Genomic DNA, 12,179 nt, shown 5'->3' with positions numbered 1-12,179 from the left:
ATGTTAGATGATTTGAGAACATTTGAATATCCTCGTAATTTTAAAGATGATAATAAACCTGATTTTTATCGTTTAGATCCATCTAGTGGAGAGTTTGAAACTGTATATTTTGGTAATCGTACTCGTTTACAGTTGCGTATTTATAATAAGACTAAGGAAATTATGAAAAAAGGTAAAATGTATTTTTTAGATTTATATAATAGTCTTGATATGGATACAGAGAATATATGGAACGTTGAATTTGAAGTTAGACGTGATTTCCTTAAAGAGTGTGAGGACGAGGAAGGTTTAAAGATATTTGACGATTTAGAAGAAGTTTTTAATCGTGATGGGTTGGACAAGCTTTGGATGATGTTAATGGAAAAGTTTTATCATAAAAGTGCTTTTTGGACACAATTAGGTAAAGGTGCTAAAGGTAAATTCGCTCGTACAACTGGGTATTTAATTAGGACTAAAGATATAGATTCTAATTTTGATAGAGAAGTTGCTCAAATAAGAGGACGTTTAATGACAGCTGTTGTTGGTGATGAAAAGTGTGATATAGAGACAGCAATAAAAAAATTCTTAATTAAAAATCGTCAATATGAAGAGAGAAAAGGTAAGTCGTTTGAAGAAGATGTAGAGAAAAAGAAAATGCTATTGCATGATTATGAAATAAATAAAACCATAAAAAAAGAAACCCTTGATTAAAAACAAAGGTTTCACGTAAATATTCTATTGACTAGATAGAATATTATCCAATTCCTCCAGGTGACTAGTCTAGAGGAATTATAAGACTAATTTGATTGATTGATTGTACTTGTATTATACAAAGATTATAATGAAACGTCTATGATTAAAGTCAGATTTTTGTCTGACTTTTTTGTTTTGCCTTCTGAAAAGTTTCTGATAAATGTCTGAAATAATTCTGATGTTTGTCAGAATTATATATGATATAATGAATATATAGACTGGAAAGGGGATTGTTTGATTGTGAAAGTTATTGATATTGTTGAATTGACTAATGGTACAAGGACTATGCCTGACGTTGCGAAAGAATTGGGAATAAGTAAAGATACTTTGCGTAGGCGCTTGAATTCTGTAGGTTATAAATATGATAATTCATTAAAGAAAACTATTTATAAAGGTGAAGAATCTGAAAAAAATCAGATAGATGAATTATTAATTTCAGATTTAATTCAGAAAAAGACTGAAAAAAATCCGAATAAAAATGAAGATAAGCAGAAAGTTATCAGAAAAACATCAGAAAAAAATCCGAAAAAAACGATTGAAAAACTAGATGTTGAACAAAAAGAAGTCAGAAATAAATCAGAAAAAAATCAGAATGACTTTACTGAATCTGAAATATCGGCTTTAAAAGAGTTAGTACATATAGTGAAGAGTGATGAAGCTAAATTATTTTTAGAATTAGCTTCACTTCCTGAATCTAAAGAGAGTAAAAAAAGTTCTATTGTTATTAGTAAAGAAATCCATGAACAATTTGAGGAATTTGCAAAACCTTTTGGTAGCAAAAGAATTTCAAAGTTTTCATTAATTGAATTAGCGTTGTATGAATTTATGAAAAAATATAGTTGAGGGTGATCGCCCTCTTTTTTTTATGTTGTTTTTTGACTATAGTTAAAAGAAAAACTCTGTTTAGTTTGTTAATGAAACAGAGGATGTGTAAATTTGGGTAGAAAAAGAAAGCCTGATTATTTGAAAAAAAGTAATTTGATTTTAAGACTTCCTAATCCAGTGATTTGGGAGTTAGCTAAAAAAGGTAATGCTTCAAGAGAAGCAGAAAGAATTATTTTAGATTTGGTTAAAGTTAATATTGAAGATTATGCAATAGAGGAAGAAAAATAATTTTATGAAAAAAATGTAATATTTTTCTTTACAAGTGAGAGTTTTTTTTTTACAATGAAGACCGAACGAAAATTTGGCTATCATCGAATTTATGTTCGATATTTTTTAGAGCTATCGTTCGTAAAATTATAATATGGAGGTATTACAATGCCACAAGTTCAAATTGAAGGCGTATTTATGGGCGCCGGTATTATTGTAAAAGAGTATGAAGGGAATAAAAGAACAAGTTTGAGTATTGATTTGTATCAAAAGAATGAGAATGGAAATGAAACAGTGAAGATTTCTAGTAAAGAAGTAGAGCTGTATCAACAGATTTCTGAGAGTTACAAATTAGGTACTCCATTTAAGTGTCTAGCAACTGTAAGTGCATATAAAAATAATGCATACTACAATTTGCAACAGATTGTTAAGTAGTACGAGGAATTATAAGACTGAAGTGATTGTGTGATTTTATGTTAGATAAAATCGATTTAAACGACTTGTACAAAACTTTTTCGGAAATTATGCCTAACTACTTAGTACAGACTAAGAACGGTAGTTTTGCAGTTTTCCAGACACTTACCTATGGTGATATGTTAATTAGTTTCTTGCTATTACTAATCTTGTTGGTGTTAACATTCAACTGGATTTGGAGTGCTTTGCGATGATTGAATTTAACTTAGAAAATTTATTAAACCAATATTCTCTATTTGGACTCCCATTTTTGCTAATCATTGTTTTCACATTGCTTAAAGATTGGCGGTTTGATAAATGAATGATTTAGCCTTTTTAGATATGATGTATTGGTTTTTTATGAACAATTCAGTTGTTTTATACTCGTTAGGTTTTATAACCTTTCTAGTATTCGTAATAATGATGTTCACCACCGTCAAAGCTTGGGGTGATGGCTATTAGTTTTAGCATGGACGTGGGAAGAATCTTGCAGTATGCCTTTAACATGTTTAGTTCGGTGTTACCAGTGATTTATTTATTCATTGGTGGGGCGTTTGCTATCTACTGTATCGGTAAAGTGTATAACACCTTTAGGAGTTGATTTCAATGCCTGAATTTGGATTCAGACCATCGATGTCTCAATTATTCGGTAACTTTAATATGAACTGGTCAACAATGATGCCATTGTTAGTCATTTTGTTTGGGATACTGTTCGGATTTTTCGTAGCGCATTTAGTAAAAGACAAATTTGATGATTGATTAATTAGGAGGAATTTATTTTGGAAATGCCAAAAATTACATTGACTTACAATCTTGCAGACGTTGCTAACGGTTTGACTAACTGGTTAGGAGCATATTGGCCTATTATCGCATTCTCGGTTGCGATTCCATTAACGTTCTTAGTGGCGTTTAACACTAAAGACCTATTTACTCGTTAATCATCAAATAATCACTCCTTAAATAGCAAGAAGTTAACTATAAATTTAATAAAACAATTAAATAGCTGGGCTAATAACCTAGCTATTTTTGTTAGGAAGGATTGATATGAAAAAGGCAGCAATAATATTTTTGTGTGTATTTTGTATTGTTAGCCATACGATCCCTGTATTTGCTGATACACCTAGTTTTCAATTATTAGGTAGTAAAGGCGTGTCAATTGAGAATAAAGGTCTTGTAGGTGGAAAGTATAGCCTTGTTTTAAGGGTTAATGATGCTGAAAACGTTGTGACTTTTCAACTCTCTGAACTTATGCTCGTGAGTGATTGTACGTTTAATATTGGAAAAGCAAAGTGGACTAGACCTTCACAAAAAAATAATGAATTTGAAATTAATTGGGATAGAAATGGAACATATGCATTTTACATATTTGTAAATGGAAAAGTGAAAGGTTATGCACGTTTTACATTAAAAGGATTTCCGAAAAATGGAGAAGGTGGCGGAACTACTGAATATTGGGGAGAAAGTGCGAAGTATTACGAACTCCCACCAGAAAATTTCGATCCAAATGATTTCGCTGACTATGATAATAAGCTAGATGGGGTTTGTACAAATGAAAAGTTACCTGATAAACCTCATGGCAGCGGAGATATAGAAGAACCAAAAGAAGATAATAAACCACCTGTAGATGGTGGCGGTGGTTCTGATGAAGCTGTTAAAGAAGCTTTAGAAAAGATTGTTAGTGCGGTAAATGAAATTTCAAAGAATACAGGTGAAACGGCTAAAAATACAGGTGAGACAGCAAAGAATACAGGTGAAATTGCTAAAAATACAGGTGAGATTAAAAAGAATACCGATGAAATAGCAAAGAACACAAAAGAAATTGCGGATGCTGTTAAGGATATTAGGGATAATTTGAAGATTCCTGACGATATGGATTTGTCGATTAAACCTGTTCTTCCTGAGGACGTAAAGCCTGATAAACCTAAACAACCTGACAAGCCTTTTGAAGACAAACAAGAGCACTTTAAAGAGGGTGAACAAGAGAAACCACCTGACAAACTTCCTGTTGCTCCTGAACCCGCCGAATGTTGGGGAGATGTTTGTAAAGATAAAGATAATCAAAAAGAAGAAGATATGAAGAAAGAAAAAGATATGGATAAAGAAGAACCAATGAAGCCTGATAAACCAATGGAAAAGGAAGACATGAAACCAGATAAGCCAATGACTCCTGATAAGCCAATGGAAAAGGAAGACATGAAGCCTGATAAGCCAATGACTCCTGATAAGCCAATGGAAAAGGAAGATATGAAGCCTGATAAACCAATGACTCCTGATAAACCAATGGAAAAGGAAAATATGAAACCTGATAAACCAATGACTCCTGATAAGCCTATGGATCGGGAGGGAGAAATGAAAAAAGATAATGATATGAAACAAGATAAGCCAATGACTCCTTGGGAAGAAATGAAACCAAGTGACGAGGGGAGTGAACTTTGTTGGCAAGTTGTAAACGGAAAATGTCAGTGATGTTGTTATTGTCATTGATATTATTTGCATCAAGTTTGTTTTTTTCGAAATCAACTTATGCAGCAGGAATAACAAAAGAGAATATAGGTAGAAATATTTTAGCTGGAATGGTCGGAGATGGTTGTGGAAAACCGGTTACAGAGTTAACTGACGGTGATACCAATACAAGTTTTAGATTTTTTAAATTTTCAGGACAAGGCTGTGAAAAGGTTACTTATACGTTTGATACAGCAATTTCAATTTCAGGTTATATGTATATAAAAATACGCGGAGATACTCCTCGTGTGTTGTTTCAATTACAAGATGGTTCATCGAAAAGTATGGTACTGTCAAACACTAATAATAAACTTGTTTATTTAGATTTAAAGAATGTTATTTCTTTAACGATTGATAAACCTAATACTAATTCAGATATGATACTTTCGGAATTTGAATTTTATGAGTATGAATTATCAAAACCAAAAGATATTAGTGATTTAAAAGAAGCTGTTACTCATAATTCTGTTAAATTTGATTATCATTTGCCGAAAGAAAATTTTAGTCATTTGAAAATTTATAGAGATGATAAATTGATTGCAAAGGATATCAATATAGAGATGTTTGAAGATAAAGGGTTGGAATCTAACAAGGATTATAATTATAAATTTGTTTCTGTTTCTCCTGAAGGTGCTGAGTCTAAAGGTATAGATAAAAAGATAAAGACAGATGAACCACCAAATTTAACAAAACCAGCTAAACCACCTACTCCAACGATCAATCCTAAAGATGGTTCTTTGATTGTTAATTTAACAAATTATAATGCAGGTGTGAAAATTAAGGGTTATCACATTGTTGTAGATGGTAAACAAGTAAATGATTCACTTGTTACAACTCGTTCGTATGCTGTAAAGGGTTTGAAAAATGGTCAAACTCATAATGTTCAAATTAAAGCTGTCTCATTTTGGAATGTAGAAAGCGATTTGAGTGATTCTATTCCAGGTATTCCACAAGTACAAGTAATACCTGATATTGCTTTTAATTTTGGTCTTTCTGACTTAATAGAATCTATTAAAAATTGGTTCAGTGGTATCTGGCCTATTGTTGCGTTTAGTATTGCTATTCCATTAGCGTTTATTGTTGCGTTTAATACGAAGAAGTTATTTTTAAGGTAGGTGCTTAGTTTGATACAACCAGTTACATCTAAGGACTTAATACAATTTCTCCAGTATGCATTTCATGCTGGAGAGAACGTATTATTTTTAGGGTTTGTACTAATGATTACATTCTCTATTGCTGTAAGCATTAGAAGGATTATGGTGGGTTATAAGCAATCATGATGGAGAAGTTTGTTAAGTTCTTAAAAGGTGGATTTGAAGCGGTTATAAAGACGTTAAAAACGTTTATTGATTTTTTAGCTACACCATTTCAATATCTACTGGATTTTTTAAAAGGAATCTTTTATTTCATAGAAAAGCTGTTTCAAGTTGTAGTAGCAATTATAAAATTATTCGTTGCCTTGTTTCAGTTTTTAGGTGCTGTAATAGCAGGATTCTTTAAAACTTTATTTCTGTGGGTACAACCTAGTTTTGATGGTGGGAATGTATCTTTTCCTAGTGCATCAATGAAAGGTTTTAAAGTGGCTACTGATATATTACTTCCTACTGGATTACTTACAGTTATTCCGGCTGTGGTCACATGTTTTATTTGGTACTTGTTTGTTAAAAAGCTCATGGATCTGTTCAGAGGGGGACATCATTAATGAGAAAGTTCAAGAAGTGTAAAACTTGTAATGGTAGAGGATTTATTTTTAAAAAGAGTGTTGATGTTAGAAGTTGGTCGTATCGTTATATTGATACACAGGTTACATGCATTAAATGCTTTGGTAAAGGTGTGAAATAACATTAATGCGTTAATTGATACAATATTTAATCCTGTTCTTGGTTGGCTTGCACAAATGGCAAAATATTTAAGTGATTTAAGCGTACCGGCAAGCCGTCCTTTGCGAATTAGTGATTACCTTGGAGTGTTTGCTTATTTATACGGTTGGACAACCGTCATAACGACGTTATTCGCTTTAGTTTTCGTATATTTTGTTTGTTACATCATCATGACTTACAGTAGTTTGTTTATTCGATTTAAAGATACAGTGAAATGGTGGTAATGATATTGAATATTGTAGGGCAAGCAATTTTATTAATATTTTTTACGACAGTTGTTTCTTGGATGGTAATAGATACATTGAAATTCTTTAGAGGGATAGAAGAATGATTTTTTTAATATTGGGAGTCGTTAGTTGTTTATTGATTTTAGTTTGTGATGCAACTTCGAAAAAGGAGAGTTAAAAATGCAGGCTTTTAATGCGATGTTTGAGTTATCAAGTGCGATTTGTTTATCTGTATTTCTATTTATAGTGTTACCTTACATGTGGTTGAAAGGGCGTATGTCGAAATGAAATTAGCAAATTCATTTTTGAGAGTTATTAATTATACAGTTTTCACTTTATATATATTGTTCTGTCTATTTTTATGTTATGGAGCATCTTTGAATATTTTAGACCTATTTAATACTATTTTAAATTCGAAAATGGGTGAAATGAACGGTATTATGCTACCTCTTGTTGCTAGTGTTCTTTCTATGTTTGGAGTTGTTATTGTTTCTAGTGGTGCTGTTAAGCTTTATTACAAATTGATATCTAGAAAAAAAGAAAAGGAGTCAGTTGAATGTTAGCTAAAACAAAACGTAAAGTTCAGCCACAATTTGAAGGGCATAGAGCATTAATTATAAAAGAAGAAGGTACATGCACTGTAGAACAGGTTATATCGTTTGATTCGGAGATTTTAGAAACGAGTACAGCCATGTTACCACGTGATAATGAATTGAGATTACTTGATGATAATCATGGTTATGTATATCACATTTATAACTTAGAAAAACCGGCAAGAATTGAAGCGGAAAATATTAAAAGATTACGCCGATCCAGTGCGTTAAAAGGAATTTTTGAATTTGAAACAGGCAAGAAACAATTTGATTTAATTGGTTTTATGCCATGGGTAATTATTGTTTTACTAGCTATTTTTAAATAATGGGGTGAAATGAATGAGTGAAGTGACTTTAGAAAAAACAGTTGTAGAAGAAGTGTTACCAGATGTTCAAGACATAATGAAAGAAGAAATTTTAGAAGAAGATACTTCAAGTGAAAGCATTGAAACGGTTCAATTATTTCAATACATGAAGGAAAATTCAGTGCCTTTAAATGCATCTCAAATGAAAGGTATCTTATTGCTTAATGAGAATGGATGTAAAGATATAGCTGATTATGTTATCTCTGTGAAAAAACAAAGTTTACCACTTGCTTTCTATGAAAAGGTTCTAAAAATATTAACTATGTTTGACAGAATTAAAGGTAATGCGAAATTAAGTCATTTACTTAAAGCAAATGCAAATCCATCATTATCACTTTCGGCTAATAGTGCAAAAGTAGTGAAAGGAAATGAGCTTGCATGAACGTAATGGTTTTTGAAGGTCCTCTTGGAAGCGGTAAGACATTAGGAATGACGTTGTTTGCATACCATTTTAAACAGAAAAGTAATTGCGTATTGTATAGCAATTATGGCGTAGTTGGTTCAAAGCCATTTACTGAAATAGAACATTTTAAAAATATTGCTCAAGAAAAATCTACAATTTTAAATTTAGATGAAGCTCATATTGATTTAGATGCTCGAAGTTTCTCAAGTAACTCGGTTAAATTCTTTTCTCAAGTATCGTATTATCTTCGGAAATTACGTTGTACGTTGTTTATTGCTTCGCCTAGCTTTGATGATTTAGATTCACGTATACGAGGTATTACGAACGTTCTTGTAAAGGTTTCAAGTGATAAAAAATACTTCTACTATACGATGTATGATATTCAATCTAAACGTTATTTAAAGAGAATGCGTATAAGTAAAAAGAAAGCTTTTGTTGTTGGTTCAAAAATTTATGATACAAGTGCAATGGTTTCACCAGTAAAAGTTCCTGAAAAACGACAAGACTTCATGGAATTTTTAGAGGCGTTGAAGTCAACCGCCGAAGAGTACGGACGTCAGTACAAGCATTCAGCGTAAGCTGTATGCGCGGTACAGGCGGGAGGACTTCATAAGAATATATAAATTAAATAAGGAAGGTACGTTATTATGGGGATTTTAAAAAAGAAAAAATTTCGTGAAGAAGTTAAAAGAATAAATAAAGCACATGGAGAAATGAGAGAATTTCTGAATTTGCTCATGGATCGCTACGGATTAACTGAAGAAGAAATAAATAATTGCGAAGTAATTAAACATCATTTTGATAATTTAGATGTGATGTTTAGTCAAATGGCTAAGTAGATGTTAGTTCTTGATTTTGCAACTAAATATCCTCGTGAAACGGTTGTATTTGTAGAGAGTATTATGTTTATTGTTTTGTTGATTTATATAGAGAAAAAAATATTTAATAGGTGATGGAATGGCTGAATATATTCTAGGTGCTGGTGTGTTGTGGTTAGGTTCGATTGTGATTGCTTATTTATTAGTTAGTGATATGGATATTTATTAGAGAGGATAAATAGTTGAAATGATACATGTGGATTGGTTAAAAAGTATGGCGAGAGATGGATTATTTTACGGTTCATTCATTGCTGTGATTTTTATTCTATTAAATTGGTTTACAGGTTAAATAGAACTAGAGAATGCTGTAAATAAGCATCAGAACACGCAAAATCACTTCTGAAGCGCTTGAAATGTGAATCGATAGATGGAAATGGAAAGTGTGTAAGAAGCCGTAGCAAAGCGAAGGAGTTTTATAAGAAAAAGTTTTTTGGTTTGTAAAAAGTTTTACTTATAAAAGTTGATGTCCTGAAAGGTTGCCTAAAGGAATAGAAAAACAAGCTATTGCGTTCTCCCAAACATTGTTTGGGGGACACCCGCTGTAGGCGAATGGGGTGTGGGACCTCCCACGTTGGAAAGTTTTTGTTACCTTTTTTCAAAAAGGTAGGTTTTAAAAGAAAGGGGAAATTAAGATGAATTTAATGGATCAAATGATTGATATTTTATACGGGATTATTCCCACTATAGCGTTATTTTTAGGGTTTATTATTTCTACTGGTCTTATATTAAAAATGATTAAGAAGATGATTGTTGGTGATGCATACTCTTATAGTGGCTCAATGAAGAGTGATACTTATTCTTCAAAAGTAAATTTAAATAAAGGTAGTTATTCAAATTCAGGTAGTAAGAAATCAAGTAATTCAAGTAGTTCAAATAGTTCTAATTCAGATTATTTAATTGCTACATCATTAGCAGCATCATCATATAGTTCATATGATTCAAGTTCATCTTATGATTCTGGTTGTTCTAGTTCATCTTACGATTCAGGTTCTAGTTCTTCGTATGATTCGGGTTCTAGCTGTGGTTTTGGTGATTGATAATGGAGAATGTTATTGTCACGACGTTTTGTACTTTAGGAGTTTTATTCTTGTTTAAAGGGATGCTAGACACGTTAAAAGAAGGGTGATATGTAATGGATTTACCTATTTGTAATGAAAAAGAGGTAACTGTTTTATCTAAAACATTGAAATATTTGAGAAGCGATCAATCTAATCAAGTTAAGGTACATAAAGAGTATTTAGAGGACAGAGGTTGGATTTTTGATGATTTAACTTATATAGATAGCAATATCTATGTAGCTTATAAAAAAGAGGTTGTGAAGCGAAATAAGGCGTTTTAAGGGGTGTAGATATGTTTAAAAAGTTTTATCGTGAATATATTCATGTATTGTTCAATGTTGCTGTAATGTTCTTTTATTTTAGTTATTGTTTAGTTGGTGCAGAATTTAATTTATTGACTCCAGTATTTATTGGAATTGCTCTTTTTATCTTTGTTAAATATGTAACTATTGATAAAAAGTTTGTTAATGAAAATATAGGTAAAATAAAAGATAAAAAGATGGTTTTTAGAAAATATGCTATAACTGGTGAAAATATCGGATATGCAGTTTTTACAAATTTTCTATTGTTTCTTTTGTATTTAGGAATATCCGTATATTTTAAGCCTTTAAGTGTAATGGCTCTATTATTTGCTTTTGTCGTTAATGTTAGTTTTCTTATGTTAACTCTTAAAATAATGAGTAGATTAAGTTTGAAAAATAGAGATATTTAATTGAATATTAATAGATTAGCAACCCTTTGCATAAAAATATTTCAATAAAATATTTGCAAGGGGTTGTTTTTGCATATGCAAAATGATATTATGTGTATATAAAGTTTTAGGGGGTTTCGAAATGTCTGTTGTTAAAGAAGAAAGAAAGAATCGTGTATTTCGTTTTACTGATAATGAAGTTTCATTAATTGATGAATTAATAGATATTGAAAATGATAGAAGAATGACTATTGCTAAAGAAAATAATTTGATTTATAAACCTTTAAATCGTACAAGTTTTTTATTAAGTTTAGTTGCTGAAAAAGAACGTTATTATAAAGAGCAAGGCGAAATGTAAGTTAAAGTAGTTAGTTATTGTTACTTAACTTGTTAATATTAATAGGGGATAGAGTCCCACTTTTTTATAAAGAGTGTATTCCAGGTACTTAAAGGTTTTAGAAATATTGATTTATCAATGTTTCTAGTGTTGTTTTGATTAGTATTTAATCTATTTTGAGGTAGAGAGAATACTATGACCCTATTCCTTATAACATAGGGTCATAGTAAACGGCTATTTTTGAGTATAAATCCTTATATACCAAGGGTTTGTCCTTATCCGCACAAATGGGAATGTGCGGATACGTTAATAATTTGTTTTTGGAGGTCCTTTTATGCCATCGAGTTATACAATGAAAAATGGTAAAGACCGCAAAGGCAATCAAAAGTTTTGTCCTGATCCAAAGAAGTTTTTATTTAATATAGATACATTTTGGTATAACGTTGACATTTTGAACTATGATGATGTTATGGAAAATGGACTTCTTGAAGAATTAGAGAATGGTAGACAGTTGCATATGGATTATAACGAAGAAAAGACTGTTGAAGTTCGTTTGCCTAGTTATGAGAACCCTCTTGTTTTTGTTGTTAAAGGTGGTCAGAAGCCACTTTATCAATTTAGTCTGAGAAATGATGATATAGCTATCTTTTTTTCAAGACGTTATAGACATGATGGACAGTATCCTATCAAGGTTCAAATAAATCAATTCTTATTATGGGATAAAGGTTTGATTAATGCTTTTGCTGAAAGTCTTAGTGTTTTAATGTCATTTGGTTTTGCTGTTGGTAAAGCTAAAATGAATCGTATTGATTTTGCTGTACATAGTGACCAATGGAAATGGATGTTAGATGATTTGAGAACATTTGAATATCCTCGTAATTTTAAAGATGATAATAAACCTGATTTTTATCGTTTAGATCCATCTAGTGGAGAGTTTGAAACTGTATATTTTGGTAATCGTACTCGTT

The 12,179-nt window shown here is 31.3% G+C and carries 18 protein-coding genes and 2 pseudogenes; all 20 read left to right on the top strand.

The genetic code is table 11. The features are described 5' to 3' along the window. Positions 1–690 (top strand): annotated as a pseudogene (locus tag EBQ15_RS30420) (replication initiation protein); the annotation flags it as partial. Between the two features lie 282 nt (positions 691–972). Next, positions 973–1,575 (top strand): hypothetical protein, encoded by a 603-nt coding sequence (locus EBQ15_RS30415; RefSeq protein ID WP_241228036.1) that lies wholly within the window; start codon positions 973–975, stop codon positions 1,573–1,575. Positions 1,576–1,668: 93 nt separating this feature from the next. Then, positions 1,669–1,845, top strand: a complete 177-nt coding sequence (locus tag EBQ15_RS31375; RefSeq protein WP_002025140.1) for a hypothetical protein — start codon at positions 1,669–1,671, stop codon at positions 1,843–1,845. A 147-nt stretch (positions 1,846–1,992) separates the two neighbouring features. Continuing rightward, positions 1,993–2,259 (top strand): hypothetical protein, encoded by a 267-nt coding sequence (locus EBQ15_RS30410; RefSeq protein WP_103623133.1) that lies wholly within the window; start codon positions 1,993–1,995, stop codon positions 2,257–2,259. Positions 2,260–2,883: 624 nt separating this feature from the next. Beyond that, the gene (locus EBQ15_RS31370) at positions 2,884–3,036 is read left to right on the top strand and encodes a hypothetical protein (protein WP_164514076.1); all 153 of its coding nucleotides are present in this window, start codon (positions 2,884–2,886) and stop codon (positions 3,034–3,036) included. A gap of 20 nt (positions 3,037–3,056) precedes the next feature. Further along, positions 3,057–3,215 (top strand): hypothetical protein, encoded by a 159-nt coding sequence (locus tag EBQ15_RS31365; RefSeq protein ID WP_000425806.1) that lies wholly within the window; start codon positions 3,057–3,059, stop codon positions 3,213–3,215. Between the two features lie 106 nt (positions 3,216–3,321). Continuing rightward, positions 3,322–4,743, top strand: a complete 1,422-nt coding sequence (locus EBQ15_RS30400) for a hypothetical protein (protein WP_033693102.1) — start codon at positions 3,322–3,324, stop codon at positions 4,741–4,743. Beyond that, positions 4,743–5,894: a fibronectin type III domain-containing protein gene (locus tag EBQ15_RS30395; protein ID WP_115735483.1), complete on the top strand. Its 1,152-nt coding sequence runs from the start codon at positions 4,743–4,745 to the stop codon at positions 5,892–5,894. The genes EBQ15_RS30400 and EBQ15_RS30395 overlap by 1 nt, the downstream gene beginning before the upstream one ends. Positions 5,895–6,055: 161 nt before the next feature. Continuing rightward, the gene (locus tag EBQ15_RS30390; RefSeq protein WP_033693103.1) at positions 6,056–6,481 is read left to right on the top strand and encodes a hypothetical protein; all 426 of its coding nucleotides are present in this window, start codon (positions 6,056–6,058) and stop codon (positions 6,479–6,481) included. Between the two features lie 195 nt (positions 6,482–6,676). After that, on the top strand, positions 6,677–6,883 hold the full coding sequence (locus EBQ15_RS30385) for a hypothetical protein (RefSeq protein WP_206702382.1): 207 nt from the start codon (positions 6,677–6,679) through the stop codon (positions 6,881–6,883). Between the two features lie 287 nt (positions 6,884–7,170). Beyond that, positions 7,171–7,449 carry a hypothetical protein gene (locus EBQ15_RS30380; RefSeq protein ID WP_033693104.1) on the top strand — a complete coding sequence of 93 codons (279 nt, stop codon included), beginning with the start codon at positions 7,171–7,173 and terminating at the stop codon, positions 7,447–7,449. After that, positions 7,443–7,805, top strand: coding sequence for a hypothetical protein (locus EBQ15_RS30375; RefSeq protein WP_000880239.1), 363 nt, complete (start codon positions 7,443–7,445; stop codon positions 7,803–7,805). The genes EBQ15_RS30380 and EBQ15_RS30375 overlap by 7 nt, the downstream gene beginning before the upstream one ends. 13 nt (positions 7,806–7,818) lie before the next feature. Then, the gene (locus tag EBQ15_RS30370; protein ID WP_015484804.1) at positions 7,819–8,226 is read left to right on the top strand and encodes a hypothetical protein; all 408 of its coding nucleotides are present in this window, start codon (positions 7,819–7,821) and stop codon (positions 8,224–8,226) included. Continuing rightward, the gene (locus EBQ15_RS30365) at positions 8,223–8,825 is read left to right on the top strand and encodes a hypothetical protein (protein WP_033693105.1); all 603 of its coding nucleotides are present in this window, start codon (positions 8,223–8,225) and stop codon (positions 8,823–8,825) included. Before EBQ15_RS30370 ends, EBQ15_RS30365 begins: the two co-directional genes overlap by 4 nt. A 69-nt stretch (positions 8,826–8,894) precedes the next feature. Beyond that, positions 8,895–9,086, top strand: a complete 192-nt coding sequence (locus EBQ15_RS30360) for a hypothetical protein (RefSeq protein WP_000511842.1) — start codon at positions 8,895–8,897, stop codon at positions 9,084–9,086. A 671-nt stretch (positions 9,087–9,757) separates the two neighbouring features. Next, on the top strand, positions 9,758–10,162 hold the full coding sequence (locus EBQ15_RS30355) for an RNA-binding protein (RefSeq protein WP_206702383.1): 405 nt from the start codon (positions 9,758–9,760) through the stop codon (positions 10,160–10,162). 95 nt (positions 10,163–10,257) lie between these two features. Further along, positions 10,258–10,464, top strand: a complete 207-nt coding sequence (locus tag EBQ15_RS30350) for a hypothetical protein (RefSeq protein WP_033693107.1) — start codon at positions 10,258–10,260, stop codon at positions 10,462–10,464. 11 nt (positions 10,465–10,475) lie between these two features. Continuing rightward, positions 10,476–10,895 carry a hypothetical protein gene (locus EBQ15_RS30345; protein ID WP_033693108.1) on the top strand — a complete coding sequence of 140 codons (420 nt, stop codon included), beginning with the start codon at positions 10,476–10,478 and terminating at the stop codon, positions 10,893–10,895. 121 nt (positions 10,896–11,016) lie between these two features. After that, positions 11,017–11,232 carry a hypothetical protein gene (locus EBQ15_RS30340; protein WP_000117789.1) on the top strand — a complete coding sequence of 72 codons (216 nt, stop codon included), beginning with the start codon at positions 11,017–11,019 and terminating at the stop codon, positions 11,230–11,232. 313 nt (positions 11,233–11,545) lie between these two features. Next, positions 11,546–12,179: pseudogene (locus EBQ15_RS30335) on the top strand (replication initiation protein); the annotation flags it as partial.

The sequence above is a fragment of the Bacillus sp. 2D03 genome (genome assembly GCF_003946765.1).
GTDB lineage: Bacteria > Bacillota > Bacilli > Bacillales > Bacillaceae_G > Bacillus_A > Bacillus_A cereus.
The sequence above is the reverse complement of the archived record's forward strand: the minus strand, read 5'-3'. Positions and strand labels throughout refer to the sequence as shown.

Bases quoted from the DNA above. Each gene is read 5' to 3' on its own strand.
- EBQ15_RS30410 (WP_103623133.1), top strand. From the start codon at position 1,993: ATGCCACAAGTTCAAATTGAAGGCGTATTTATGGGCGCCGGTATTATT.
- EBQ15_RS31370 (WP_164514076.1), top strand. From the start codon at position 2,884: ATGCCTGAATTTGGATTCAGACCATCGATGTCTCAATTATTCGGTAAC.
- EBQ15_RS30400 (WP_033693102.1), top strand. From the start codon at position 3,322: ATGAAAAAGGCAGCAATAATATTTTTGTGTGTATTTTGTATTGTTAGC.
- EBQ15_RS30395 (WP_115735483.1), top strand. From the start codon at position 4,743: ATGTTGTTATTGTCATTGATATTATTTGCATCAAGTTTGTTTTTTTCG.
- EBQ15_RS30390 (WP_033693103.1), top strand. From the start codon at position 6,056: ATGATGGAGAAGTTTGTTAAGTTCTTAAAAGGTGGATTTGAAGCGGTT.
- EBQ15_RS30385 (WP_206702382.1), top strand. From the start codon at position 6,677: ATGGCAAAATATTTAAGTGATTTAAGCGTACCGGCAAGCCGTCCTTTG.
- EBQ15_RS30380 (WP_033693104.1), top strand. From the start codon at position 7,171: ATGAAATTAGCAAATTCATTTTTGAGAGTTATTAATTATACAGTTTTC.
- EBQ15_RS30375 (WP_000880239.1), top strand. From the start codon at position 7,443: ATGTTAGCTAAAACAAAACGTAAAGTTCAGCCACAATTTGAAGGGCAT.
- EBQ15_RS30370 (WP_015484804.1), top strand. From the start codon at position 7,819: ATGAGTGAAGTGACTTTAGAAAAAACAGTTGTAGAAGAAGTGTTACCA.
- EBQ15_RS30365 (WP_033693105.1), top strand. From the start codon at position 8,223: ATGAACGTAATGGTTTTTGAAGGTCCTCTTGGAAGCGGTAAGACATTA.
- EBQ15_RS30360 (WP_000511842.1), top strand. From the start codon at position 8,895: ATGGGGATTTTAAAAAAGAAAAAATTTCGTGAAGAAGTTAAAAGAATA.
- EBQ15_RS30355 (WP_206702383.1), top strand. From the start codon at position 9,758: ATGAATTTAATGGATCAAATGATTGATATTTTATACGGGATTATTCCC.
- EBQ15_RS30350 (WP_033693107.1), top strand. From the start codon at position 10,258: ATGGATTTACCTATTTGTAATGAAAAAGAGGTAACTGTTTTATCTAAA.
- EBQ15_RS30345 (WP_033693108.1), top strand. From the start codon at position 10,476: ATGTTTAAAAAGTTTTATCGTGAATATATTCATGTATTGTTCAATGTT.
- EBQ15_RS30340 (WP_000117789.1), top strand. From the start codon at position 11,017: ATGTCTGTTGTTAAAGAAGAAAGAAAGAATCGTGTATTTCGTTTTACT.